At 56.3% G+C, this 26,371-nt stretch carries 22 protein-coding genes; 21 read left to right on the top strand and 1 reads right to left on the bottom strand.

Features of this window, described 5'->3' with window-relative positions; all coding sequences use genetic code 11:
* Positions 1 to 427: 427 nt before the first annotated feature.
* From mraZ to lpxC, 17 genes are all read left to right on the top strand, one after another.
* Positions 428 to 886, top strand: coding sequence for a division/cell wall cluster transcriptional repressor MraZ (gene mraZ / locus VEB01_RS10430; RefSeq protein ID WP_324875190.1), 459 nt, complete (start codon positions 428 to 430; stop codon positions 884 to 886).
* Positions 883 to 1,818, top strand: coding sequence for a 16S rRNA (cytosine(1402)-N(4))-methyltransferase RsmH (gene rsmH, locus VEB01_RS10435; protein WP_324875192.1), 936 nt, complete (start codon positions 883 to 885; stop codon positions 1,816 to 1,818). The genes mraZ and rsmH overlap by 4 nt, the downstream gene beginning before the upstream one ends.
* A gap of 2 nt (positions 1,819 to 1,820) precedes the next feature.
* Positions 1,821 to 2,078, top strand: coding sequence for a cell division protein FtsL (ftsL, locus tag VEB01_RS10440; protein WP_324875194.1), 258 nt, complete (start codon positions 1,821 to 1,823; stop codon positions 2,076 to 2,078).
* Between the two features lie 15 nt (positions 2,079 to 2,093).
* A complete protein-coding gene (locus VEB01_RS10445) occupies positions 2,094 to 3,827 on the top strand; it encodes a peptidoglycan D,D-transpeptidase FtsI family protein (protein ID WP_324875196.1) in 1,734 nt (577 codons plus the stop codon).
* Positions 3,824 to 5,338 carry a UDP-N-acetylmuramoyl-L-alanyl-D-glutamate--2,6-diaminopimelate ligase gene (locus VEB01_RS10450; RefSeq protein WP_324875198.1) on the top strand — a complete coding sequence of 505 codons (1,515 nt, stop codon included), beginning with the start codon at positions 3,824 to 3,826 and terminating at the stop codon, positions 5,336 to 5,338. The genes VEB01_RS10445 and VEB01_RS10450 overlap by 4 nt, the downstream gene beginning before the upstream one ends.
* Positions 5,335 to 6,708, top strand: a complete 1,374-nt coding sequence (locus tag VEB01_RS10455) for a UDP-N-acetylmuramoyl-tripeptide--D-alanyl-D-alanine ligase (RefSeq protein ID WP_324875200.1) — start codon at positions 5,335 to 5,337, stop codon at positions 6,706 to 6,708. The genes VEB01_RS10450 and VEB01_RS10455 overlap by 4 nt, the downstream gene beginning before the upstream one ends.
* Positions 6,699 to 7,781, top strand: a complete 1,083-nt coding sequence (gene mraY / locus VEB01_RS10460; protein WP_324875202.1) for a phospho-N-acetylmuramoyl-pentapeptide-transferase — start codon at positions 6,699 to 6,701, stop codon at positions 7,779 to 7,781. The genes VEB01_RS10455 and mraY overlap by 10 nt, the downstream gene beginning before the upstream one ends.
* Positions 7,782 to 7,784: 3 nt before the next feature.
* On the top strand, positions 7,785 to 9,170 hold the full coding sequence (gene murD, locus VEB01_RS10465; protein WP_324875203.1) for a UDP-N-acetylmuramoyl-L-alanine--D-glutamate ligase: 1,386 nt from the start codon (positions 7,785 to 7,787) through the stop codon (positions 9,168 to 9,170).
* Entirely contained in the window at positions 9,167 to 10,366 is a 1,200-nt protein-coding gene (gene ftsW, locus VEB01_RS10470; protein WP_324875205.1) for a putative lipid II flippase FtsW, read from the top strand. Before murD ends, ftsW begins: the two co-directional genes overlap by 4 nt.
* Positions 10,351 to 11,418 carry an undecaprenyldiphospho-muramoylpentapeptide beta-N-acetylglucosaminyltransferase gene (murG, locus tag VEB01_RS10475; RefSeq protein ID WP_324875207.1) on the top strand — a complete coding sequence of 356 codons (1,068 nt, stop codon included), beginning with the start codon at positions 10,351 to 10,353 and terminating at the stop codon, positions 11,416 to 11,418. The genes ftsW and murG overlap by 16 nt, the downstream gene beginning before the upstream one ends.
* Before the next feature lie 32 nt (positions 11,419 to 11,450).
* Positions 11,451 to 12,860 carry a UDP-N-acetylmuramate--L-alanine ligase gene (gene murC / locus VEB01_RS10480; protein ID WP_324875246.1) on the top strand — a complete coding sequence of 470 codons (1,410 nt, stop codon included), beginning with the start codon at positions 11,451 to 11,453 and terminating at the stop codon, positions 12,858 to 12,860.
* A complete protein-coding gene (gene murB, locus VEB01_RS10485; protein ID WP_324875208.1) occupies positions 12,857 to 13,789 on the top strand; it encodes a UDP-N-acetylmuramate dehydrogenase in 933 nt (310 codons plus the stop codon). Before murC ends, murB begins: the two co-directional genes overlap by 4 nt.
* Positions 13,790 to 14,746 (top strand): D-alanine--D-alanine ligase, encoded by a 957-nt coding sequence (locus VEB01_RS10490; RefSeq protein ID WP_324875209.1) that lies wholly within the window; start codon positions 13,790 to 13,792, stop codon positions 14,744 to 14,746.
* Positions 14,733 to 15,515, top strand: coding sequence for a cell division protein FtsQ/DivIB (locus VEB01_RS10495; RefSeq protein WP_324875210.1), 783 nt, complete (start codon positions 14,733 to 14,735; stop codon positions 15,513 to 15,515). Before VEB01_RS10490 ends, VEB01_RS10495 begins: the two co-directional genes overlap by 14 nt.
* 28 nt (positions 15,516 to 15,543) lie before the next feature.
* Positions 15,544 to 16,779 carry a cell division protein FtsA gene (ftsA, locus tag VEB01_RS10500; RefSeq protein WP_324875211.1) on the top strand — a complete coding sequence of 412 codons (1,236 nt, stop codon included), beginning with the start codon at positions 15,544 to 15,546 and terminating at the stop codon, positions 16,777 to 16,779.
* A 48-nt stretch (positions 16,780 to 16,827) separates the two neighbouring features.
* Positions 16,828 to 17,973, top strand: coding sequence for a cell division protein FtsZ (gene ftsZ, locus VEB01_RS10505; protein ID WP_324875213.1), 1,146 nt, complete (start codon positions 16,828 to 16,830; stop codon positions 17,971 to 17,973).
* Between the two features lie 155 nt (positions 17,974 to 18,128).
* Complete coding sequence (gene lpxC / locus VEB01_RS10510) at positions 18,129 to 19,043, top strand: UDP-3-O-acyl-N-acetylglucosamine deacetylase (RefSeq protein ID WP_324875215.1); 915 nt, start codon at positions 18,129 to 18,131, stop codon at positions 19,041 to 19,043.
* Positions 19,044 to 19,222: 179 nt separating this feature from the next.
* Here the strand turns inward: lpxC and VEB01_RS10515 are convergent, their stop codons facing one another.
* Positions 19,223 to 19,693: a DciA family protein gene (locus VEB01_RS10515; RefSeq protein WP_324875216.1), complete on the bottom strand. Its 471-nt coding sequence runs from the start codon at positions 19,691 to 19,693 to the stop codon at positions 19,223 to 19,225.
* Positions 19,694 to 19,867: 174 nt separating this feature from the next.
* Between VEB01_RS10515 and secA the strand changes: the two genes are divergently transcribed.
* From secA to glnA, 4 genes are all read left to right on the top strand, one after another.
* Positions 19,868 to 22,588, top strand: coding sequence for a preprotein translocase subunit SecA (gene secA / locus VEB01_RS10520; RefSeq protein WP_324875218.1), 2,721 nt, complete (start codon positions 19,868 to 19,870; stop codon positions 22,586 to 22,588).
* A gap of 11 nt (positions 22,589 to 22,599) precedes the next feature.
* Positions 22,600 to 23,811 (top strand): bifunctional glutamate N-acetyltransferase/amino-acid acetyltransferase ArgJ, encoded by a 1,212-nt coding sequence (argJ, locus tag VEB01_RS10525; RefSeq protein ID WP_324875219.1) that lies wholly within the window; start codon positions 22,600 to 22,602, stop codon positions 23,809 to 23,811.
* A 21-nt stretch (positions 23,812 to 23,832) separates the two neighbouring features.
* Positions 23,833 to 24,795: a Nudix family hydrolase gene (locus tag VEB01_RS10530; RefSeq protein WP_324875221.1), complete on the top strand. Its 963-nt coding sequence runs from the start codon at positions 23,833 to 23,835 to the stop codon at positions 24,793 to 24,795.
* A 151-nt stretch (positions 24,796 to 24,946) separates the two neighbouring features.
* Positions 24,947 to 26,356, top strand: a complete 1,410-nt coding sequence (gene glnA, locus VEB01_RS10535; protein WP_324875223.1) for a glutamate--ammonia ligase — start codon at positions 24,947 to 24,949, stop codon at positions 26,354 to 26,356.
* Positions 26,357 to 26,371 lie beyond the last annotated feature (15 nt).

Genomic DNA, 26,371 nt, shown 5'->3' on the forward strand with positions numbered 1-26,371 from the left:
GGACTCGCACAAGATGACGACCTCCGGCCGAAACGATGCCTCGGTTGGGGGCAAAATAACAACAGTATCCTGATATCGACTCAACAACGGCCCACTCGGGGTCGAATATCGCCGTCTCAAACCGGTTTTTCGAGGTACCCTCCAGTATTGGTCGCGTTGGCGGGCCGGGAACTGACGGGGCCGCTGCTACACAATCCTCATCGAGTTCACCGGGCGTCGGGCTCGGTCACAACTTTCCTATTAAATCATTGATATATCTGAATAATGCCTTGGGCAAGCCGCTTTCGTTGGTGCTTGTTCCGGCTATGTCGTTGCCGCAAAAAAATAATGAAGAATCTTGCTTGACTTGGCTGCAGATGATTTCTATATTCCATTCAGGTGGTAATAAGTGGAAAAAAATGGAGCCTAATGGAAGTCGGGGGATTTCTTGTTTCGAGGCGTTAATTCGATCAATCTCGACGAGAAAGGTCGTCTAGCCATGCCTACCCGCTATAGGGCTGAGTTGCATGAGAATTGTGACGGGCAGCTAGTGGTTACGGTTGGTCTGGATAAATGCCTCTTGCTTTACCCGCTTCCCGAGTTCGAGGAGATCGAGCGCAAACTTGTGAAGCTTCCCTCCCTAAATAAGCAGGCAAAACGTTTGCAGCGCCTGCTGATCGGTCATGCGACCGAGTGCGAGATGGATGGTCAGGGACGGTTCCTGATTTCTGAGCCTTTGAGGAAGTTCGCCGGGTTGGAAAAACGCGTGGCACTAATCGGTCAAGGCAACAAATTCGAGATTTGGGACGAGGATTCCTGGAATGCCAATCGCGATGAGTGGATCGAAGAGGAGAGCCTGGAGAGCCTAGAGGATCTATCACCCGAGTTGGGATCGTTGGCGCTGTGAGTCTAGAAGATCGGGCGCACCAGCCGGTCATGTTGCCCGAGGTGTTGGACAGTCTGGCGCTGAAGCCCGACGGGTTATACATCGACTGCACGTTCGGTCGCGGAGGGCATGCCCTCGCGATTCTCGAACGCTTAAGTGGAGAGGGACGGCTGCTGGCTTTGGACAAAGATCCCGATGCGGTGGCTTCCGAAGAGGCAAAGTGGCTCATGGCGGATCCGCGGTTTGTGCTCGAGCACGGCAGCTATGCAAGTCTGCGCGAGTACGCGGAACGCCGCGCGTGGCTAGGCTGTGTCTCCGGAGTGTTGATGGATTTGGGCGTGTCTTCGCCGCAACTGGATCAGGCGGACCGCGGGTTCAGTTTTATGCGCGACGGTCCTTTGGACATGCGCATGGATACCAGCCGAGGAATGACGGCGGCCGAATGGCTCGCGGGTGCATCCGAAAGCGAGTTGATCAGCGTGCTTCGGGATTACGGCGAAGAGCGTTATGCCCGCCGCATTGCCCGGGCGATCCTTGAGGGGCGATCGAAAAGCGCAATTGCATCCACGGGCGCGCTGGTCGAGATCGTCGAGAAGGCTGTCCCTACGCGAGAAAGAGGTAAGCATCCGGCAACCCGAAGCTTTCAGGCCATCCGTATTTTTATTAATCGAGAACTAGATGAGCTCGAACAGGGATTGCGGCAGGCTGTGGATGTGTTGCGGCCCGGCGGGCGATTGGTGGTCATAGCCTTTCACTCCTTGGAGGATCGGATCGTGAAGCGATTTATGCGTGACGAGGAGCGCGGAGAGGCGGTGCTCTCGCATTTTTCCTTGCACCCAGCCGAACCAGGACGACTGAGACGTATCGGTAAAGCCCGAATGCCGGAAGCGGACGAGGTTAGGAACAATCCGCGCGCCCGAAGTGCGGTATTGCGCGTGGCGGAGCGTCTCTAGCCATGAGATTTCTGTTGGTGTTGCTTGCGGTGGCGATGGCCTCTGCCTTGTGCGTTGTGTATACCAAGTATCGCTCAAGGATGTTGTTCGCCGAGGTTCAGCGGCTCGAACAGGCGCTGGATGCCTATGACGAAGAATGGGGACAGTTGCAGCTCGAGCAAAATACCTGGGCCGAGCATAGCCGTATCGAGAGGTTGGCGCACGGCCGCTTGGGTATGCTATTGCCAGCTAGAGAATCGATCATTTATATCAAACCTTAGAAGTCGCGCCGAAAAATGTTGATCATACAAAACAGGCCGGTACATGAGGCGGATTACAGCGGTCGCTGGCATTTCCTGTTGATTGTCATGTTGATCGCCATGACGGTTTTGATCGGGCGCGCCGTTTACCTGCAAGTATTAGATCGGCAGTTTCTGAAGCGGCAGGGGGATCTTCGTCACGTCGGCATACTGCCGGTGCCGGCACACCGCGGACGGATTTTCGACCGTAACGGAGAATTGCTGGCGATTAGCACGCCCGTCAAGTCGATTTGGGTCAATCCCAAAGAGTTCCGCGAGGCGCAGATTCCGGCGGATAAGCTTAAGGCTTTGGCCGATTTTCTGGGGTTATCATCCAAAGAACTCGAAAAGTACGTTGGAAGCGACGAAAATCGCAGCTTTGCCTACCTGAAACGAAGGATAAATCCCGAGCTGGCGGATCAGGTTACGGCTCTGGGTATTGCGGGTGTTTATTCGGAGCGCGAATATCGCCGATACTATCCCTCGGGCGAAGTGGCCGCCCATCTGGTCGGTTTCACCAACATTGATGACAAGGGCCAAGAGGCGATGGAATTGGCCTATGACGATTGGCTGAAGGGCGTGGAAGGGGCCAAACGGATTATTCGCGACGGCAAGCGGCGAGTCATCGAAGACCTGGAAAACATCAGGTCGCCGGTGCCCGGCAAGGACCTCGTCTTGAGCATCGACCAGAGTCTGCAATATTTGGCCTATCGAGAACTCAAAAAAGCCGTCCTTCAGCATCAGGCCCGTTCCGGATCCTTGGCGCTGTTGGATACGCAAACGGGCGAAGTACTGGCGATGGTCAATCAACCATCCTACAACCCCAACAGCCGTATCCAGATGAAGAGCAGCGCATCGCGCAATCGGGCGATCACCGATGTTTACGAGCCGGGCTCGACGATGAAGCCGTTCGCCGTAGCCTTGGCGCTGGAACTCGGGCTTTACCGCGCCGACACCATGATTGATACCACGCCGGGTACGATGCGTGTGGGGCACAATCTTGTCAAAGATATCCATAACTATGGCGTCCTCGACGTGGCGCACGTTCTCCAGAAATCGAGCAATGTGGGCGTCACCAAAATCGCGCTGAGCATGCCTTCGAAAAAGTTCTGGGCGTTCTATAACAATCTAGGCTTCGGTCAGCCTTTGGAAACCGGCTTTCCGGGCGAAGCCAACGGGCGTTTGTCGGATTACCAAAGCTGGAATCCGTTCGAACAGGCGACCCTCTCTTTTGGCTATGGAATGTCCGCCTCGACGCTACAGCTTGGAAGGGCTTACCTGTCTTTGGCCAATGACGGGGTAATGCCGATGATCAGTCTGATCAAACGGGACAAAGCGTCCGAATCGCATCGCATCATGTCCACCAAGACCGCCGTCAGCGTGCGCACGATGCTGGAGGAAGTGGTTACCCGTGAAGGTACCGCGCTGAAGGCCGCCATTCCCGGCTTCCGAGTGGCCGGTAAAACGGGTACGGTGAAGAAAAGCGGGGTCGGCGGTTATTCGTCCTCGCTTTATATGTCGGTATTCGCAGGAATGGCGCCTGCCAGCAAGCCGCGCTTGGTCATGGTAGTAATGGTTGATGAACCGTCGGCCGGAGAGTATTACGGTGGTGCGGTGGCCGCGCCGGTGTTCTCGAGTGTGATGGAGGGTGCTTTGCGGTTGCTGAACATCGCCCCGGACCAGGAAGAGAATATGCCGCTGCTCGCCTCGCAGCAGGACGACCCGGCATGATGACGGCTGAAGCGCGGCCTCACGGATGCAGGCTGGATGCCTTGTTGTCCGGTTTTATCGACGCACCGGTTCCGCGCTTGATTGATGTCACCGGTCTTTGCCATGACAGCCGGTGTATTCGTCCCGGCGATCTTTTCGTGGCTTTGGCCGGGCATCGTTCGCACGGAATGCGCCACGCCGAACAGGCGGTTCGGCATGGTTGTTCGGCCATTATTTATGATCCTGCGGGCGGCGGAAGTCTCTTGGCTCAGGGTGTCGCCGGAATACACTGCATGCCGGTCGATTCGCTCGATCAGAAACTCGGATTCATCGCCGATCGCTTTTTCGGCGAGCCTTCCGCATCCTTGAATGCAATCGGTATTACCGGTACTAACGGAAAGACCTCATGTAGTCATTTTTTGGCGTATGCGCTTTCAGCTAAGGCACCGGCCGCTGTCGTAGGAACCCTGGGCTGGGGGAGACCTGGCGCACTCGATATGACAAACCACACCACGCCGGACGCCATCGAAGTTCACGATCTCCTGGCCCGCTTGTGCGATCAAGGTATAGAAACCGTGGCCATGGAGGCTTCGTCCCACGGTCAGGTGCAAGGCCGTCTCAACGGCGTGCGTTTCGAGGGGGCGTTATACACCAATTTCAGCCGCGATCATTTGGATTACCACGGCACAATGGAGGCTTACCTGGAGGCAAAGCTGCGCCTTTTGGGGTGGCCGGGACTCGAATTCGTGGTCTTCAACGCCGATGATCCGATTGCCGATGCTATTTCGAGCCGGACGCCGTCTCATGTGAGGCGGACCGCCTTTAGTTTGCGCGGCCAAAAAATCGATTCCGCATCCGTGGTCTCCGTGGCCTCCGTGCATCACGATTCGCAGGGGATCGCTTTTCAGGCCCGGTATCGGCAACAGCTTGCCGACGTGTTTGCACCGGTATATGGCGATTTCAACGTCGAAAATCTGGCCGCTTCATTGGCCGTTTTGCTCGAACTGGGTCACGAGTTGCCGGAGGCGGCTGAGTTGCTCAAGAATGTTCGTCCCGTGCCTGGGCGCATGGAGTTGTTTTCGGGGCAAGGGCGGACTGCCGTCGTGGACTACGCCCATACTCCGGATGCCTTGGCTAGCGTGCTGCGCAGTCTGCGCCGGCATTGCGAAGGCAAGTTATGGGTGGTGTTTGGGTGCGGTGGCGACCGCGACCGGGGCAAACGTCCGCAGATGGGTGCCATTGCCGAGACGCTGGCTGACGGCGTCGTGCTGACCGACGACAATCCCCGCTCCGAGGACGGCGACGAAATAATCCGGGATATTCTGTCCGGCTGCCGTCGCGACGATATCGTTACGATCAGAGACCGCCACGACGCCATCGCCTGGGCGCTGGAGCGGACGGGCGTAGGCGACGTTGTTCTGGTGGCTGGAAAAGGGCATGAAAACACCCAGGAAATTCAGGGCCAGAAATATCCTTTCAGTGATCGTGACGTTGTTATGGAAACCATTTCCGTACTAGGACTGCCAAGATGACGGTGCGTCTTTCCGAATTCAGCGGAATTGTCGGCGGCGAATGCCGGGGCGCCGACGTGTCGTTTGAAAACTTGGGTATCGATACCCGCTCTTTGAAATCGGGTGACCTTTATCTGGCGATCCGCGGCACACACTTCGACGGTAACGATTTCGTCGCTCAAGCCAAAGCCGCCGGTGCTTGTGCGTCGGTGGTCGAACGCTGGGCCGATTGCGACTTGCCTCAGGTGCGGGTCGACGACGGACGAGCGGCGCTCGGGCGCTTTTCGGCGGCTTGGCGCGACCGTTGGACCGGCCGTTTGGTAGGCATCACGGGCAGCAACGGAAAAACCACCGTCAAAGAACTGATCGCCGCCGTTCTGGGCGTTGCTGCGCCGGTACTCAAGACGCAGGGCAATTTAAACAACGATATCGGTGTTCCGTTGACGTTATTGCAGTTAAGGGCCGAACACCGATTTGCGGCAATCGAAATGGGGGCCAATCACGCGGGCGAGATTGCTTACGCCAGCGGGTTGGCGAGACCTGATGTTGCCGTAATCTCTAACGCCGGCGCAGCGCATCTGGAAGGCTTCGGCTCGCTCGAAGGCGTGGTTGCGGCCAAAGGGGAATTGATCACTTCGCTCGGTCCGGAAGGTACGGCAGTCCTCAATGCCGACGACCGTTTCTTCGGTCGCTGGTGCGAAATGGCCCGTGGCCGTGCGATCATCAGTTTCGGTTTCGGCCCTGATGCAGTCGTGCGCGCCGATGCGGATTCCATGCGGATGGGTCTAAGCGAAGGAAAATTCTGCACTTCCTTTGATCTTCTATACCGAGGTGGCCGCTATCCGTTAGCTCTGGCCTTAGCCGGAGGCCATAACGTAACTAACGCTTTGGCCGCGGCAGCGACGGCTTTCGGGCTGGGTTTCGATATCGACCAGATCCAAACGGGGCTCTCCCGAGCCATGCCGGTGCCGGGACGTCTGGAGCCGGTAAACGGCATCCACGGAACCCTGCTGATTAACGATGCTTACAACGCCAATCCCAATTCCTTCCGGGCGGCATTGGATGTGCTGTTGGGGCTTTCGGGCGAGCCCTGGGTCGCCTTGGGCGCATTCGGCGAATTGGGCGAGATGAGCGGCGAATTGCATGCCGAGATCGGACATCAAGCCAAGGCGATGGGCGTGGCGAGGCTGTTTGCAGTCGGACCGAATGCGGACCGGGCGGCGGGGGCATTCGGCGAGGGCGCCTTGTACTGCCGGGATCAGGACGAGTTGATTGAACGACTACAACAGCAGATTGACGAGAACGTTGTGTTATTGATTAAAGGTTCACGCAGCCAGCGTATGGAGCGGGTGGTGGAAGCGTTGCGGGAGCGGAGCGATCCATGCTGCTAATACTCGCGGAGGCTCTCGAGAAGTACTTTGACGTTTTTCGCGTCTTCCAATATTTGACGTTGCGAGCCATTCTCGGCGTGCTAACCGCCCTGATTATTTCGTTCATCGTCGGTCCGAAGATGATCCGGCACCTCAGCAAATACAAAATCGGGCAGAGTATCCGGAGCGACGGGCCCCAGAGCCATTTTTCCAAGGCCGGAACCCCGACTATGGGGGGAGCGCTGATCTTAGTGTCGGTAGCGATCAGCACTTTGCTTTGGGCTGACCTCAGTAATCGCTATGTGTGGGTCATTTTACTGGTTACGCTGGCGTTCGGTCTGATCGGCTTCGTTGACGATTATAAAAAGCTGGTCTTGCGCAACAGCAAAGGCTTGGCCGCACGACACAAGTATTTTTGGCAGTCCGTGTTCGGTCTGGCAGCCGCCCTTTTTCTCTATAGCACTGCCACGGTTACCACCGAGACTCAGTTTATCGTGCCCTTCTTCAAGCAGATTGTGCTGAACATGGGCATTGCGTATCCGTTGCTGGCTTATTTTGTGATTGTGGGTTCCAGCAATGCGGTGAATCTTACCGACGGTCTTGACGGTCTCGCCATTATGCCCACCGTGCTGGTGGGTGGCGCTTTGGGTATCTTCGCCTATGCCTCGGGTAACATGAATTTCGCGGAATACTTGGGTATTCCTTTTATACCGAAGGCAGGTGAGTTGGTGGTTTTCTGCGGGGCCTTGGTCGGTGCGGGACTCGGATTCCTCTGGTTCAACGCTTACCCGGCCCAAGTCTTCATGGGCGACGTCGGCGCGTTGGCTTTGGGCGCCGCTCTCGGAACGCTGGCCGTTCTGGTCCGGCAAGAGATTGTACTGATGATCATGGGCGGCGTGTTCGTCATGGAAACCGTATCGGTGATGCTTCAGGTTATCTCGTTCAAGCTCACCGGCCGTCGTATTTTTCGCATGGCACCTATTCATCACCATTTCGAGCTTAAGGGATGGCCGGAGCCGCGCGTGATTGTCCGTTTCTGGATAATTACGGTGATTCTGGTCTTGATTGGACTCGCGACTTTGAAGTTGAGGTGAAATATGGCGGCAAACGCAGAAGTTCATCTTGATGCCGTAAATCCGTTGGACAAGCTCGGATTGGATCGGCGTTCCGCACGAGTGCTGATTTTCGGACTGGGCAAAACGGGCCTTTCAGTAGCGCGCTTTTTGGTAAAACAAGGTATCGAGTTTGCCGTGACCGATACTCGGGAATGGCCTCCGTATCTCGCGGAATTACGGGAGACTTGCCCTGACGCCGGAGTTTTTCTGGGAGGTCTTCACAGTGCGGCATTCTCGGCCGCCACCCATTTGATCGTCAGCCCTGGCGTATCGTTGGATCAGCCGAAAATCAGAGAGGCCCGGCGCCGCGGGATACCGGTGTTCGGCGATCTCGATCTTTTCGCATGCATGGCGAATGCGCCTATCCTGGCCATCACCGGCGCAAACGGCAAAAGTACCGTCACAACGCTAGTAGGCCTGATGGCGGAAGCGGACGGCAGAAATGTGCGAGTCGGGGGGAATCTAGGCACGCCTATGCTGGAGCTCCTGGATGATCAAGCAGAGCTTTATGTCCTGGAGCTGTCCAGCTTCCAGTTGGAACGCTCGTCGCTTTTGAAGCCGGCCGCAGCGACCGTTCTCAATATCAGCCCGGATCACATGGATCGCTATCCGGACATCAAGGCTTATGCCGATGCAAAACGGCTGATTTTCCGGGGACAGGGCGTGATGGTGCTCAATCGGGACGACCCGATGGTTGCGGCAATGGCGGAACCGGATAGACGTCGTGTATGGTTCGGCTTGAAGGACTCGGGGGTCGACTACGGCGTTTCCGTCATCGACGGAGCGGAATGGTTGACGAGCCTCGGCGAACCTCTCATGCAGACCGAAAAAATCGCTATCCAAGGGCGCCACAATGTATCGAACGCCCTCGCGGCCGTTGCTCTTGGGGAAGCAATCGGGTTGTCGCGGGCAGCGATGACCGGTACGCTCGAGCGGTTCGAGGGGCTGGCGCATCGTATGCAAAAGGTGGCGGAAATTGAAGGCGTCACCTGGATTAACGACTCCAAAGCCACCAATGTGGGCGCCTGCATGGCGGCGTTGTCCGGATTGCATAGCAAGGCCGTGCTCATAGCGGGGGGTGACGGTAAGGATGCGGAGTTTTCCATACTCAGACCCGTAGTCGCCGAAAAGGTCCGAGCGGCGGTGCTCATGGGCAAAGATGCCCCGCTGCTGGAGCAAGCCTTGAAGGATGTAGTACCGACTGTGCGGGTCGAAAATATGCGCCAAGCGGTGCAAGCCGCGCGTTCTCTGGCGCGCAGCGGGGACTCCGTTCTGCTGGCTCCGGCATGCGCCAGTCTCGATCAGTACAAGGACTATCAGGAAAGGGGGCGGGTGTTTACGGAAGCAGTAAAGGACATCTCGCTATGAGAGCGAAAGTGACGGTCCGCGGGCGAGGTCTGGTATTGCATTGGGCGGACCGACGTTTTTATTTGGACACGATTTTATTGATTGCGTCCTTGGGGCTCTTGCTCCTCGGTTTCGTTATGGTCGCTTCGGCCTCTCTACACCTCGGGGAGAAAATCGCCGAGGACAGCTTTTATTTTCCTAAGCACCAATTGGCACATATTGCTGTGGGCCTTTTGGCCGGTTGCTTCGTCGCTTCGGTCAAGTTAGAGTCATGGCAGAAATCGTCGCTAACCTTGTTTCTGTTCGGGCTGGTTCTGCTGGTTCTGGTTTTGATACCGGGGGTTGGGAAGGTCGTGAACGGGAGTTCACGATGGATCAACCTCTTCGGCTTACGCGTTCAGGTCTCCGAAGTATTCAAGCTGATCGCCGTCATTTACATGGCCAGCTACATCTACCGCCACCTCCGCACGGTGCGCGACTCGGTCCAGGGCATGATCCGGCCCCTAGCGCTGCTGTCCGTCGGAGCAGTGCTGCTGCTGATGGAACCCGATTTCGGCGCGACCGCAGTAATCATGGCGACCGCGCTGGGTATGTTGTTTCTGGGCGGTGCGCGGCTGTGGCAATTCGGGGTTCTGCTCGGCGTAATGAGTTTTGCCGGGGTTGGGCTGATTTATAGCGCCGAATATCGTTTAAAGCGCGTTCTCAGTTTCACCAATCCTTGGGAGCACCCGCTCGATACCGGTTTTCAGCTTACCCAGGCATTGATTGCCTTTGGCCGCGGTGAGTGGACCGGGGTGGGGTTGGGTTCGAGCGTGCAAAAGCTGTTTTATCTGCCGGAGGCGCATACCGACTTTCTATTCTCCATCATCGGCGAGGAGTTGGGTTTGGCCGGTACCGCCACTGTCATCTTTCTCTTTATGATGATCGTTTGGCGTGCGTTCGTGATCGGTCAACTGGCGGAACGGGCCGAAAACCGCTTCGGCGCATTTATCGCTTACGGCATCGGTATTTGGTTCGGTTTGCAATCTTTTATCAATATGGGTGTGAACATGGGCATGTTGCCCACGAAGGGATTGACTTTGCCACTGATGAGTTACGGCGGCGGAAGCATGATGGTGATGTGTGCGGCATTGGGCCTGTTATTTCGGGTTCGGAGCGAAGCCATTGAAACTTACGCCGCAGCGCCCAGGGTTAGGGCCAAATGGGCACACGTGTGATGATCATGGCCGGCGGTACCGGCGGCCATGTGTACCCTGCCTTGGCGGTCGCACGGGAGCTCTTGTCTCAAGGACACCAGGTGGTCTGGATGGGAACGCAGTCCGGCTTGGAGGCGCGAGTCGTGCCGGCGGCCGATATCGCGGTGGAATGGCTGTCGGTATCCGGACTACGCGGCAAGAGCTGGCGAGCCAAGCTGGGCTTTCCGTTCATGTTAGCGAAAGCTTGCCTGCAAGCGTTATTCATTCTGCGCCGCGTCAAACCACACGTGGTCCTCGGAATGGGAGGATTTGTCTCGGGTCCGGGTGGCCTAATGGCACGCCTGTTGGATATTCCCCTAGTCCTTCATGAACAAAACCGTATCCCCGGAACAACCAACCGCTGGCTCGCTCGGCGAGCGCAAGCGGTTTTGGAAGCTTTTCCCGGCAGTTTTGCGCCCGATATAGGGGCGCGCTGTACGGGTAACCCGGTACGCGAAGAAATTGTTTCTCTAAAACGAGAGATTGGGGCCGGATGGGACAAGCCCCTTAAAATATTGGTTCTGGGCGGAAGTCAAGGCGCCATGGCCTTGAATCAGACGGTACCCGAGGCTCTGGCCAGGGTTGAAATGCCCATACGCGTTTTTCATCAAAGCGGAGAGTCGATGCGGGCGGAAACAGCGGTCCGCTATGCGCAGTTGAGAATGTCGGCTCGGGTTGAGGCGTTCGTTCAGGATATGGCCGAAGCATACGCCTGGGCTGATCTGGTGGTATGCCGCTCGGGAGCCATGACGGTCAGCGAACTGGCAGCGGCGGGATTGCCCGCGATTTTGGTGCCGTATCCGTACGCCATAGACGATCATCAGAGCCACAATGCCCGTTATCTGGTTGATAACGGCGCGGCCATGATGATTCCTCAGAGCGAACTGTCCCCGGAGCGTCTTGCCGACGAAATTACCTCGCTGATGCAGCAACCGGCCCGGTTGAAGGCCATGGCTGAGCGAGCTTCGGCCCTGGCGAAGCCGGATGCGTCCGAGGCCGTTGCCGAGATCTGCCTGAATGAGGCGAATACGTGAAGCTGCCCGAACAAATCGCGGGACAATACGGTATGAATCGCATTCGGCGGATTCACCTCGTCGGAATAGGCGGCACCGGGATGTGCGGCATCGCAGAGGTTCTTCTGAACCTGGGTTATCAAGTCTCGGGTTCGGATCTCAACGAAAATGCCAATACACGCCGTCTGGCGGAGCTCGGCGCGGAAATATTTTTCGGCCATGCGCCCGAGCATATCGCGCAGTCCGAAGTTGTGGTCATCTCCAGTGCGGTGAATCGTTCCAATGTCGAGGTCGATGCCGCGCGTCTCCAGAAAATTCCGGTTATCTCGCGCGCGGAAATGCTCGCGGAGTTGATGCGTTTCCGTTACGGCATCGCCGTTGCCGGCACCCACGGCAAAACCACGACTACCAGCCTAACGTCCAGCGTACTTGCCGAGGCGGGACTTGATCCCACATTCGTCATCGGCGGACGCCTCAACAGCGTAGGCACCAATGCTCAACTGGGCAAAGGCTCGTATCTGGTTGCCGAGGCAGATGAAAGCGATGCATCGTTTTTATATTTGCAGCCGATGATTGCCGTGGTCACCAATATCGATCGGGACCACATGGAGACCTACAACGGTGATTTCGGCAGACTGAAGAAGGCTTTCGTTGAGTTTTTGCACCACGTGCCATTCTATGGTCTGGCCGTGCTGTGCCAGGACGACCCAGGAATCAGGGATATTCTGTCGGAGATCAGCAAGCCGATGAAAACTTACGGTTTCGGCCCGGAGGCAGATATCCGCGCGGTGGATATACGGCAAGACGGATTGCGTTCACACTTTACGGTGCTGCGCTCCGGTCACGATGAACCGCTCGATGTGAGCCTAAATCTTCCGGGTCGCCACAACATCTTGAATTCTCTAGCCGTAATTGCGGTGGCGGGAGAGTTGGGCATTTCCGACGACATCATACAGCGTGCCTTGGCGGGGTTTCGAGGCATCGGGCGACGTTTCCAGATCAATGCCGAGGTGCCTTTCGGCGACTCGGTCGTCACTTTCGTCGATGACTACGGGCATCACCCTCGGGAAATTGCGGCAACCCTCGACTCAGCCCGGCAAGCCTGGCCGGACCGCCGGCTGGTATTGGTGTTTCAGCCGCATCGCTACACGCGGACGCGCGACTTGTTCGAGGATTTTGTGCAGATTCTGTCCAGAACCGACGTTCTGGTGCTGCTCGACATCTATCCCGCCGGCGAGGCGCCGTTGATCGGCGCAGACGGGCGGGCATTGTCCAGGGCGATTCGGGTGCGGGGGCAGATCGACCCGGTATTTGTCGAAAAGGTCAGTGATCTAGCGGAAATTCTGCCGGGCATCGTCGAGCCGGGCGACGTCCTTTTGACGCTTGGGGCCGGAAGTATCGGGCAGATTGCTGTCGAATTGCCGCTGTGCTTGACCGGAATACCGGTCGGAGCAAAGCAGTGACGGCGGTCTGCGAGGATGAGGTAAGCGCAGCCAGTTCGCTCGGGTTACGGGGCGAGATGCGTTATAACGAACCACTGGCGGACCATACCTCCTGGCGGGTCGGTGGACCGGCCGACCGCTTCTATTTGCCGGCCGACATGGACGATCTGGTGCTGTTTCTGCGGTCGCTCCCCTGTGATGAGCCGGTCCTATGGCTGGGCTTGGGCAGTAATCTGCTGGTTCGTGATGGTGGAATCAGGGGTACGGTAATCTGCACCCGCAATCGGTTGAGAGAACTCCGACGTCCGGACCATGAACGCATCTACACCGAGGTGGGGGTGCCTTGCGCTCACGTTGCAAGATTTTGTTCGGAACAGGAGCTCACGGGCGCCGAATTTCTGGCGGGAATTCCGGGGACTATGGGCGGGGCCCTAGCGATGAACGCGGGCGCATTCGGTGGCGAGACATGGCCGCTGGTGGTTCGGGTGCTGACGGTTGACCGTTCCGGTACGCTACGAAACCGAAGTCCGAGCGATTTTTGCGTCGGCTACCGCAGCGTAAAAGGTCCCGAGAATGAATGGTTTCTGGCTTGCGAGCTCCAGCTTCAGGCCGGTGACGCTGTCGCTGGCCGGGAGCGAATTAGAGCATTGTTGGCTAAAAGGAGCGCATCGCAGCCTATCAACCTACCGAATTGCGGCTCGGTGTTCCGGAATCCGGAGGGGGATCATGCAGCGCGCCTTATCGAAGCCTGTGGACTCAAAGGGTATCGGATAGGAGATGCCTGCGTTTCCGAAAAACATGCCAATTTCATCATCAACATCGGCGCGGCCACGGCAGCGGATATTGAAGCTTTGATACAGTTCGTCCAATCGACGGTAGAGCAGGCATACGGCCAGCGCTTGGTTCCGGAGGTTCGGATCGTGGGCGAAAAATCGATAAGGAGAGATTAAGTGAGCAAGCGAATCCAGAAAGTGGCCGAATTTGGACGTGTTGCCGTTTTGATGGGCGGTGCAGCCGCCGAACGCGAAATCTCGTTGAAAAGCGGTCAAGCGGTATTGGCGGCCTTGTTGAAAAATAAGATTGATGCAATCGGCATCGACGTGACGGAAAACCTGATACAGCCGCTTCTTGAGCAACGTTTCGACCGCGTGTTCAACATCATTCACGGGCGGGGCGGTGAAGACGGCATTCTGCAGGGGGCGCTGGAAGCGCTGGGGTTGCCCTATACCGGCAGCGGCGTATTGGCTTCGGCTTTGAGCATGGACAAGCTCAAGACCAAGCTGTGCTGGCTCGGAGCAGGACTCCCGACACCGCGCTGGATGAAGCTTCAAGGACCGGAGGATGTGGACCGATGCGCCGAATTGCTGGGATTTCCGGTGATCGTGAAACCTGCCGAGGAGGGCTCCAGCATCGGAATGAGCCGGGCCGAAAATAAAGTCGAATTGGGAGAGGCATGGCATCGCGCTTCGCAATATAATTGTGCGGTTTTTGCGGAGACTTGGATTGTTGGTCGGGAATATACGGTCGGTATGCTCGATGGCGTGCCGCTGCCGTTGATTCGTTTGGAAACACCTCATACATTTTACGATTTCGATGCCAAATATCGCGCGGAGACGACCCGTTATCACTGTCCCGCCGGGCTTCCGCTCGACGAGGAGACTGCGCTCCAGAAGCTGGCTTTGCAAGCTTGTGACACGCTCGGCGTGACCGGCTGGGCGCGGGTGGATCTTTTGGTCGATCGAGACAACCAGCCCTGGTTAATCGAAGCCAATACCGTTCCCGGTATGACCGATCACAGCCTCGTTCCGATGGCGGCAAAAGTAGCGGGTTTGTCGTTTGAGGAATTAACGTGGCGGATATTGGAAACGAGCTTCTCGTGCCATGGAGTGGGCGATGCCGAAGTCTAGAAAGGTGCCCGCAAGGGCATTGTTTCTTTATGGACTTCTCGCTCTTTGCGGTCTGGCCGCGATGAGTGTCGATTTCAGTCGGCTCAAGGGTTTCATGCCCATACGTTATGTGCGAGTAGAAGGGGAGATTCGAAATCTCGATGCGGCGGAGTTCAGGAAGGCTTTGCTGCCGTGGGCCCAAGTCGGATATTTTCTGGCTGATATGCATGGCATAGAAGAGACCGCCAAATCGTTTCCGTGGATAGCCAGTGTTCAGGTTGCTCGGCTTTGGCCCGATACGTTGCTGCTGAAAGTTATTGAGCAAAAACCGGTTGCCCGCTCGGGCGATGGCAGTCTGATCAATTATCGCGGGGGGCGGTTTTCGCCCGAGAACATCCAATCTTATGTGAAGTTACCGATACTCGACGGGCCTCAGGGGCAGGAGAAACATCTGCTGAACATGCTTTATCTCTTGAACGGAAAGCTAAAGCAGAGAGATATGCGAATCGACGTCTTGAAGCTCACCAATCGGAGAGCGTGGAGCGCTCATCTGAGCAGCGGAGTGGAAATCGAATTCGGAAAACAAGATCCGAGTCTCGCTATGGATCGCTTGCTTGCGTTATTGCCGCGCTTGGGTGAGGAGCGGATTGCAGCACTCCAGAAAGTGGATTTGCGCTATCCGAACGGGTTTGCGGTGATTTTCAGGCCGGAATCCCGGGCGGAGCTTAATTCTCTGACGCAACCCGATTGCATCGAACGCGGCCGGATTCGGAGCAGGGCGTATACCTGATTTGGGTTAAAAATACAGATTCATCGCAATGGCTAGAAAATCAGATCGGAATCTCATCGTTGGCTTGGATATCGGTACCTCCAAGGTTGCTTGCATTGTCGGTGAGATAAACGAGGACGGTGAAATCGAGGTGGTTGGTATCGGTACCCATCCGTCCCGCGGCCTAAAGAAAGGGGTGGTGGTGAACCTGGAGACGACGGTGCAATCGATTCAGCGTGCCGTCGAGGAAGCCGAGCTGATGGCGGGGTATCGGATTCAGTCGGTGTATGCGGGAATTGCTGGCAGTCATATCAGCAGCATGAATTCGCATGGCATCGTCGCCATCAAGGACAAGGAAGTTACTCAGAGCGACGTGGACCGAGTGATCGATTCGGCGCGGGCGGTTGCCATTCCGGCCGATCAAAAAATCCTTCACATCCTCCCGCAGGAGTTCGTGATCGATAGGCAGGAGGGTATCAAGGAACCGATCGGCATGTCGGGAATCCGGCTTGAAGCCAGGGTGCATATCGTAACCGGTGCGGTCAGCGCGGCGCAGAACATCATTAAATGTATCCGCCGCTGCGGTCTAGAGGTTGAGGACATTATTCTGGAGCAGCTTGCGTCCTGCTCGGCGGTGCTTACCGAGGATGAGAAGGATCTCGGCGTATGCTTGGTGGACATCGGCGGGGGAACAACGGATGTGGCCGTATTCACCGATGGGGCCATTCGCCATACCGCGGTTATTCCTATCGCCGGGGATCAAGTCACCAACGACATAGCGGTGGCACTGCGAACGCCGACCCAGTTTGCCGAAGAAATCAAGATTAAACATGCTTGTGCGCTAACCCAGTTGGCCAAGCTGGAGGATACCATCGAGGTGCCCAGTATCGGAGATAGGCCAGTGCGTCAGATTTCCCGCTTGAATTTGGCGGAAATTGTCGAGCCGCGCTATGAAGAGCTGTTATTACTGGTGCAGGCGGAGCTGCGCCGGAGCGGTTTCGAGGATTTAATCGCAGCCGGAATCGTGCTGAGCGGCGGCAGCGCGAAAGTCGAGGGATTGGTCGAGTTGGCGGAAGAAATTTTCCACATGCCGGTACGTCTAGGCGTGCCGCAATATGTCAACGGTTTGACCGACGTGGTTCGCAATCCGATTTACGCGACGAGCGTCGGACTGCTTCTATTCGGCAAGCAGCACCATACGCAGGCGGGCCGCTACATGCCTGTGGGTACGGGTTTTAAAGGGTTATGGGCAAAGATGAAGAGTTGGTTTACGGGTAATTTTTAGGTTTAAAAATTCCTCAGGGTCAGAATGCAGCAAAGACGGGGTGGAAACATGCAATTCGAATTAGTGGATTCTTATAGCCAAAATGCGGTTATCAAGGTAATCGGCATCGGCGGCGGCGGTGGAAATGCCCTTAACCATATGGTCAACAGCCATGTCGAGGGGGTTGAATTCATTTGCGCCAACACCGATGCGCAAGCGCTGAAGAACATCAAGTCCAAGTCGGTAATTCAATTGGGCAATGCGCTAACCAAGGGATTGGGAGCGGGAGCAAATCCGGAAATCGGTCGTCAGGCCGCACTGGATGACCGCGATCGCATTATGGAGGTTTTGGAAGGAGCGGATATGGTATTTATTACCGCCGGCATGGGCGGCGGAACCGGGACCGGAGCGGCTCCGGTCATCGCGGAGATTGCCAAGGAAGCCGGTATTCTTACGGTTGCCGTGGTCACCAAGCCGTTTCCTTTCGAAGGCAAGAAACGGCGCAGCGTGGCCGAGAGAGGCATCGAGGAACTCACCCAGTTCGTCGATTCGCTGATTACGATTCCGAATGAGAAGCTGTTGCCGGTATTGGGTAAAGACGTCAGTCTGATCAATGCCTTTGCCGCGGCTAATGACGTGTTGCTCGGGGCCGTACAAGGCATCGCCGATCTGATTACCCGGCCGGGGCTCATTAACGTGGACTTTGCCGACGTGAGAACGGTAATGTCCGAAATGGGTATGGCTATGATGGGTACCGGTGTGGGTACCGGCGAGCATCGTGCCCGCCAGGCAGCGGAAAAGGCCATCGCCAGCCCGTTGCTTGAGGACATTAATCTTCAGGGCGCGCGTGGCGTTCTGGTCAATGTCACGGCCTGCCAAACCCTCTCTATCGGTGAATTCAGTGAGGTGGGTGATGCCGTGAGAGAATTCGCTTCGGACGACGCTGTAGTTGTAATCGGTACCGCCATCGATCCGGAGCTAGACGATGAAGTACGCGTTACGGTGGTGGCGACCGGCCTGAGCAATCAGCGTCAGACGAACGAAGCTACGATCAAATTGGTACATAAGCACACCGGTGAAATCGATTACGACCAATTGCAGCGCCCAACGGTAATCCGTAAACAGCCTAAGCACGACGTCCGGGCGGAAGCGAAAAAAGATATGGATCTCGAGTATCTCGATATTCCGGCATTTCTGCGCCGACAGGCGGATTGACGGATTTTTGACAGGTAGCCCGGACTGCGTGGAGAGGCCGCTTCGGTCCGCCCCGTTATCCGGGACCTGCACAGTTCGCATGTTGGGGTGGCATGAACTGTGTATGTTTCATGCGAAACATTTTTGGGGATAGTCAAACAAGGTAGGTGAATCGGATGATTAGGCAAAGAACACTTAAGAATGTCATTAGAGCGACCGGGGTCGGGTTGCATACCGGGGAAAAGGTTTATTTGACCTTACGGCCGGCTGCCGCTAACGCGGGCATCGTATTCCGCCGCGTGGATTTGCCTGAACCCGTCATTATCGAGGCAAGGCCTGAAAACGTCGGTGAAACTACCTTATCCACAACCCTCGTCAAGGGCGACGTAAAAATTTCCACTGTCGAGCATCTGTTATCGGCATTCGCCGGACTCGGCATCGACAACGCCTATGTCGATGTCAGCGCACCGGAAGTTCCCATCATGGACGGCAGCGCCGGTCCATTTGTATTTCTCATTCAATCGGCGGGCGTCGAGGAGCAGAATGCACCGAAGCGTTTCATTCGCATTAAGCGCAAACTCAGGGTTGAAGACGGTGACAAATGGGCGAGTTTTGAGCCTTATGAAGGTTTTAAAGTCACCTTTACGATCGATTTCGAACATCCTGCGTTTCGCAAGGACGTGCAAACGGCCAGCATCGATTTTTCATCGACGTCTTTCGTCAAGGAAGTAAGCCGTGCTAGAACCTTTGGCTTCATGCGCGACATAGAGGCCTTACGCAAGCGCAGGCTGGCCTTGGGAGGGAGCATGGACAACGCGATTGTGGTGGATAACTACCGCGTCCTGAACGAAGATGGCTTACGCTATGCCGATGAATTCGTAAAGCACAAAATTCTGGATGCCATCGGAGACCTTTATCTTCTGGGACATAGCCTTATCGGTTCGTTCGTCGGCCACAAATCCGGTCATGGTCTAAACAATCGTTTGCTTATGGAGCTACTTAAACAGAAAGATGCCTGGGAATCGGTAACCTACATGGAAGACGACGTTTTGCCGATATGCTTCATGAGACCGGCTCAGGCCGCTCGTTGACGCCCCTTTCCTCGATATCTTGTCAAAGCCTGGCGACCTAGAAAATCAAACTTGCCGAAACGCGGCAGGGATGCCGTTCATGTATCTCTGAATTGAGGTTCACACGCATTACGATGACTTCCGGTATTGGTTGAAGAATAGGTTAGTCCTCGCCTGCCGAATTTCCGAAGCAGTTCCTTTTATTGACCTTCTTCGCTGGGGCCTGTGTTCCTGAGTGCCTGTACCGTTTGACTTAGCCGCAACAAGGCTTCCTTAAGCTCCCCGGAGGACGTTGATGACGCGCTACTTTTCAGAAGTTCGGCGACGAAGCCGGGCGGGGTGACAAAAAGCGGTTTATCGAGAGGTTCTATGACTGCCGGGAGCACGTTGCGAATCTGCAGATTTCTGAACCGGTGGCCGGTCGATTGTTCAATCCTCGGCAGAAGGTGTAGGGCATAAAACCGAATCTGTGAGGCCCAAGCCGGTGAATCCACGTAAAGAATCAGTTGGTCCGGCTTGATCACACAGTCCACGCAATGGTCCGCAAGAAATCCCGGCAGAGCCTTTCTTGCCGCGCTTAGCACGCGGCGGTGCCTTTCTATTTGCGCACTGATCGCTTGGATCGCGGACCCGCGAAGTAGCCCTGCAACGGATTCAGGTTGGCGCGCCATCGAAATCAGCTCATCGTCCAAGCGGTGATCCGCCGAATCATATCCGGCGGGAGTCTGTGGTTTTGATTCAATGTTTCGGCAAAGTTTGATATGACTTTCGAGTCATTATAAACGCCATGGTTTTGCGGTATCATCGTCGGATTATTTTTCGTTTGGACTCGGGATTAAACCGCAATGCTAGGCAAGCTGGTAAAGAAAATCGTTGGCAGTCGCAACGAGCGAATCATCAAAAGAAAAAGAAAACTCGTCAAGAAGATCAATGCGCTGGAGCCCCAGTTCCAGAGTCTGTCCGATGAGGCGTTACGACAAAAAACCCAAGAATTCAGGGATCGTCTGAAAGAGGGAGAGGCCCTTGACACTTTGCTGCCCGAGGCGTTTGCGGCCGTCCGCGAGGCTTCTCGGCGCGTCCTGAACATGCGCCATTTCGATGTTCAGTTGATCGGCGGCATGGTGCTCCACGATGGCAGGATCTCGGAAATGAAGACCGGCGAAGGCAAGACGCTGGTCGCCACCCTGGCTGCTTATCTGAATGCACTGCCCGGCAAGGGAGTACATGTTGTCACCGTAAACGATTATCTGGCGCGCCGCGACTCGGAATGGATGGGGAAGCTTTATAACTTTCTCGGGCTCTCCGTGGGTGTCATTGTTAGCACTCTAAGCCCGGAGCAGCGCCGCGAGTCCTATGCCGCCGACATCACCTACGGAACGAACAACGAGTTCGGCTTTGATTACCTGCGGGACAATATGGCCTTTTCCCAGGACCAGAGGGTGCAGCGGGAAAAGTATTTTGCGATCGTCGACGAAGTCGACTCCATTCTGATCGACGAAGCTCGAACTCCGCTCATTATTTCAGGACCGACCGAAGACCGCAGCGATCTTTACCACAAGATCAACGCTCTCATTCCTAATCTCAAGCGTCAGGAAAAGGAAGGCGCTCGCGGTGACTACTCTGTCGACGAAAAATCGCGGCAGGTCTATCTCACAGAGGAAGGCCACGAGCATATCGAGCGTCTGCTGGTAGAGAACGGCTTGATCAATGCACACGAAAGCCTCTACGACGCCGTCAACATCAGGCTCATGCATTACATCAATGCAGGGCTACGGGCCCACGCACTGTTTCAGCGGGATGTCGACTATATCGTTCGGGAAAATCAGGTCATCATTGTAGATGAGTTCACCGGCCGCGCGATGCCGGGACGGCGTTGGTCCGAAGGGCTGCATCAAGCGGTCGAGGCAAAGGAAAATGTGCCGGTCCAAAATGAAAATCAGACCTTAGCCTCCATCACTTTTCAGAACTATTTCCGCCTCTACGGCAAATTGTCCGGCATGACTGGTACGGCCGATACCGAAGCGCCGGAGTTCCATCAGATCTACGGCCTCGAGGTTGTCGTCATCCCGCCCAACAGGCCCATGGTTCGTCAGGACCGGGGTGATCTCGTTTACCTTACTGTTCGCGAAAAATACGGCGCCATCATCGAGGATATCCGCGAGTGCGTGAAACGCGGCCAGCCGGCGCTGGTGGGTACCACGTCCATCGAGAATTCGGAACTCCTGGCGGCTTCGCTGCGCAAGGAGGGTATTCCGCACCAGGTGCTGAACGCCAAGCATCACGAGCAGGAGGCGCATATCATCGCGCAAGCCGGTAAACCCGGTGCGGTGACGATCGCTACCAACATGGCGGGCCGCGGTACCGATATCGTTCTCGGTGGCAGCCTAGAAGAGGATCTGGCCGGAATCGATCCCAACGATCCGGGGGCCGTCTCGCGATTGAAGGGAGAGTGGCAGATCCGTCACGATCAGGTCGTCAAAGCGGGCGGGTTGCACGTCATCGGATCAGAGCGGCACGAATCGCGGCGCATCGATAACCAGTTGCGCGGGCGGTCCGGACGGCAAGGCGATCCGGGCTCCTCACGGTTTTATCTGTCCTTGGAAGATCCTTTGATGCGCATTTTCGCTTCCGACCGTGTGGCGGTGCTCATGCAGAAGCTGGGAATGAAGGAGGGCGAAGCGATCGAACACCCGTGGGTGACGCGGGCGATCGAGAGCGCTCAGCGCAAGGTTGAGGCGCGCAACTTCGACATCCGTAAGCAGTTGTTGGAATATGACAACGTCGCCAACGATCAGCGCAAGGTGGTTTATCACATGCGTGACGAACTGATGGAGGCGGAGGATATTTCCGGGGCGATTACGAACATTCGTCGCGATGTTGTCAGCCAAATGTTTGTTCAGTTTATTCCGCCGCATACCTTGGAAGAGCAGTGGGACGTCAAGGGCCTGGAGGAGGCTCTGGGGCGCGAGATCGGAGCGAAGCTGGCGGTGCAGCAGTGGTTGGATGAGGATCCGCGGCTGGATGAGGATCGCTTGCTGAATAAAATCGTTGACCAGTTGGACGCGATTTATTGGGGAAAAAGCGCCGCCATCGGAGAATCGGTCATGCGCCATTTCGAGAAGACCGTAATGATGCAGGTTCTCGATAACTCATGGAAAGAGCATCTGGCGGCCATGGATCATCTGCGCCAGGGCATCCATCTACGAGGTTATGCGCAGAAGGACCCGAAGCAGGAATACAAACGCGAAGCATTCGAGATGTTCACCTCGATGCTGGACGGCATCAAGCACGAGGTGATCGGCATTGTGTCCAAGGTCCAGGTGCACAGCGAGGAGGAAGTGAACGTCATGGAGGAACAGCGGCGCGTACCTAAAGAAATGCATTTCGAGCATGCCGAGGCAAAAGTATTGGCTACGGAACCCGAAGAGGCCGAAGTCGAGGAGAAGCCGGTTAAATCCCGGCCCGCGCAGCCGTTCATCCGGGATGTCGCCAAGGTCGGGCGCAATGATCCTTGCCCCTGCGGTTCCGGAAAAAAATTCAAGCAATGCCACGGCAAATTGGATTGAGATCGTCCCCTATGAGCCTATCGAGTGAAGGATTAACACTGTCGGCTATAAAAGGAGTTCGGCTCGGCGCGGCTGGCGCCGGTATCAAGCGCAGCGACCGCGACGATCTCTTGGTGATAGAAGCGGCCGAGGGTTCTGCCTGTGCGGCTGTTTTTACCCGAAACGCCTTCTGCGCCGCGCCGGTAATCGTGGCTCGGGAGCATCTCGCCCACCGCCCGCGCTGGCTTGTGATCAATTCCGGAAATGCCAATGCCGGTACCGGTCAACGAGGACTGGAAGACGCCCGCCGGACATGTCGGGCATTGGGTCAACTGACCGGCGCCCGAGCCGAACACGTGCTGCCTTTCTCGACGGGCGTTATCGGCGAGTACCTTCCGCTGGAAAAGATCGAATCGGCTTTGCCGGAGGCTCTGGGTGCCTTGGACGAAGCAGGATGGGCCAGGGCGGCGCGGGCCATTATGACTACCGACACGCGGCCCAAGGGTGCAAGCCGGATTGTCGAAGTGGCGGGTGTGCCGGTGACTGTCACCGGCATCGCCAAGGGTGCCGGCATGATTCATCCCGATATGGCCACCATGCTGGCATTCATCGCTACTGACGCAAACGTGGAGCAGGCTAGCTTGCAGGCTTGTCTGAGCGAAGCCGTCGATTGCTCTTTTAATTTGATCACGGTGGACGGCGACACCTCGACCAACGATGCCTGCGTCCTGTTCGCAACGGGCGCCGCCGGTAATGCCGAACTTAATCGGCAGAGCGCGGCTTTCCCGCTCCTAGCCCAAGCGGTGCGGGAGGTTTGCGAGGAGTTGGCCGAAGCTATCGTTCGGGACGGCGAAGGCGCCACCAAGCTGATGCGGATAGTGGTCGAAGAGGCTCGAAACGAAGTGGAAGCGCGTAATGTGGCCAAGACCATCGCCCATTCACCCTTGGTCAAAACCGCCTTTTTTGCGAGCGATCCCAACTGGGGCCGAATTTTGGCCGCAGTCGGGCGCTCGGGCTGCGCAGATCTCGATATATCCGGCGTCTCGATATGGTTGGGAGAGGTTATAATCGTGGAAGACGGCGGACGCGCAGCGAGTTACACCGAGGAGGCTGGGCGAGCCGTTATGTCTGAAGATGAGATCCTGATCCGGGTCGCTCTGGGGAGGGGGGGGGCACAACAGCGCGTTCTCACCTGCGATCTCTCTTACGATTACGTGCGCATCAACGCGGAATACCGAACCTAAGTCGAAGTTGCTCTAAGACGTGTGAGTGATCGCCCCGAGCTACATGTGGCCGCCGGTGTCATCCGAAACGGCCTCGGTCAAATTCTCATTGCGCGGCGTCCCGCTCATGTCCATCAGGGGGATCTCTGGGAGTTTCCGGGCGGCAAGCTGGAACCCGGTGAAACCGTAACGGAAGCTTTGTGTAGGGAAATCCACGAGGAGCTTAACCTTAAGGTTATAGAGGCATCGCCCTTGATTCGGATTCATCATGCCTATTCGGAGCGGCGCGTCCTGCTCGATGTGTGGCGGGTGGATCGGTTTGAAGGAATGCCGACCGGTATGCAAGGGCAACCGATTAGTTGGGTTTCGCCTGACGAATTGACCCACTTCGTGTTTCCAGCCGCGAACCATCCTATTGTAACGGCCGCTAGGCTTCCTGATCAGTACGCAATCCTGGACGATGAATCAGGCGATCCGGTCGTTTTGCGCGAGCGCTTGCACGACCTCGTGTCCCGGGGAATCAGTTTGATCCAATTGCGGGCGCGGCGGCTTGATGTGCACCAATATGAAGCATTGTCGGATTATGCCGCCGCATATTGCCGGCCGCGGGGTGTGACCTTGTTGCTGAATGCGGATCCGAGCTGGGTTGCCCGGACATCGGCCTCTGGCGTTCACCTTACGGCGCAGCGGCTTATGGCCTCGAGTGAACGGCCCTTGGGGGAACCTTACTGGGTTGCCGCATCCTGTCACAATCTCCGTGAGCTAAAGCACGCGGAGCGCGTTGGCGTAGATCTGGCGGTTCTTTCTCCTGTGCTTCCTACGGCTACGCACCCTCGTGCCGTGCCGTTAGGATGGAATACTTTTGCCGAGTTGGTGGAGCAGATAAATATTCCGGTCTTCGCTTTAGGCGGGCTCTCCCCGGCAGACATGGATGTGGCAAAGTCCCACGGAGCTCAGGGGGTGGCGGGTATCCGCGGATTTCTTCGGTCGGGCGCACCGAAATAGATCGTGAGCACCAGTCTGGTGCGTTTTGTTTTTGCAAATAAATTGTTGCACTATTGTAATTCTGGGGGATAAAAGCGTTTGTCCATTGGTATGATTTTTGTTTATTAACCCGCTTGAGATTTTTACAACCCTAACGTTTGGGAGATAAAGAATGACGCCACAAGATGTACTCCAGTTGATGAAGGAAAAGGAGGTCAAATACGTTGATTTGCGGTTTGCCGACACTCGGGGCAAAGAACAGCATGTCACCATTCCCGCTCATACCGTGGACGAGGACATGTTCGAAGATGGCAAGATGTTTGACGGTTCGTCCATTGCGGGTTGGAAGAGCATCAACGAGTCGGACATGATCCTGATGCCCGACCCGGCTACTGCGGTTATGGATCCGTTTTTCGACGATTCGACCCTGGTTTTGCGCTGCGATATCGTTGAGCCCGCTACCATGCAGGGCTATGAGCGCGATCCTCGCTCTATCGCGAAGCGCGCCGAAGCTTACATGAAATCCACCGGTATCGCGGATACGGCGCTGTTCGGGCCAGAGAACGAGTTTTTCGTGTTCGACGACGTGCGCTGGGGCGTTTCCATGCAGGGCTCGTTCTACAAAGTAGACTCCGAAGAAGCCAGCTGGAATACAGAGAAAGTTTACGAAGACGGCAATATCGGTCATCGTCCGGGCATCAAAGGGGGGTATTTCCCGGTGCCGCCCGTCGATTCCATGCAGGACTTGCGTTCGGCGATGTGCAATACGCTGGAAGAAATGGGGCTGGTCGTCGAGGTCCATCACCATGAAGTGGCGACCGCCGGTCAGTGCGAAATCGGCGTCAAGTTCAACACCTTGGTTAAAAAGGCCGACGAGGTTCTCGTTCTCAAATACGCCGTTCAGAACGTCGCCCACGCTTACGGCAAGACGGCCACATTCATGCCGAAACCGCTGGTCGGCGACAACGGAAGTGGCATGCACGTTCACCAGTCTTTGGCCAAAGGCGGCGTCAACCTGTTCACCGGCGATCTTTACGGCGGCCTTTCGGAATTGGCTCTGTATTACATCGGCGGCATCATCAAGCACGCCAAAGCCTTGAATGCCTTCTGCAATCCTTCAACCAACAGTTACAAACGCTTGGTGCCGGGTTTCGAAGCGCCGGTCATGCTGGCTTACTCGGCGCGCAACCGGTCGGCATCCATCCGCGTTCCGTATGTCACCAATCCGAAGGCGCGCCGCATCGAGGTTCGTTTCCCGGATTCCACCGCCAACCCGTATTTTGCCTTCGCGGCTATGCTGATGGCCGGTTTGGACGGTATCCAAAACAAGATCCATCCGGGCGATGCCATGGACAAGGATCTTTACGATCTGCCGCCGGAAGAGGAAAAGAGCATTCCGCAGGTTTGTCATGCGCTCGATATGGCGCTGGATGCGTTGAGTGCGGATCGCGAGTTCCTGACTCGCGGCGGCGTCTTCACCAATGATGCGATCGATGCGTACATCGACCTCAAGATGCACGAAGTTACCCGTCTGCGCATGAGCACGCACCCGGTAGAATACGATATGTATTACAGCCTCTAAGTGCCATTCGGCTCG

It is taken from the genome of Methylocaldum sp., assembly GCF_035627495.1.
GTDB lineage: Bacteria > Pseudomonadota > Gammaproteobacteria > Methylococcales > Methylococcaceae > Methylocaldum.